The 244-nt window shown below is 50.4% G+C and carries 1 protein-coding gene; it reads right to left on the bottom strand.

Going from position 1 to position 244, the window contains the following annotated elements:
• A partial coding sequence (locus tag ACSNOG_RS33850) for a hypothetical protein (protein WP_436756496.1) occupies nucleotides 1-244 on the bottom strand: 244 nt, incomplete at both ends.

Below are 244 nucleotides of genomic sequence, written 5' to 3'. Positions count from 1 at the left end.
ACATATAGAGTCCCTGTGATACTGCCCGCCTGATCCTTCTGCAGCTCGATGGGGGCGTTGAGACGAATCGGAAATGCATTTCCTTCGCTATAGACGACTTCAACCACGGTTGACCTGCCATGATTGTTCAAAAAGTCGAAGGAGACGGGATAAGCCCCGCTCTTTTGGATGTTGAGTTGATCCTGCTGAAGATAAGCGCTTACCGAATTCTGCTCCGTATCCGCACGGTAGATAGGAAGCGTTG

Source organism: Streptomyces sp. URMC 124 (assembly GCF_051386455.1).
Classification (GTDB): Bacteria; Actinomycetota; Actinomycetes; order Streptomycetales; family Streptomycetaceae; genus Streptomyces.
This window is presented reverse-complemented; position numbering and strand designations above follow the sequence as displayed.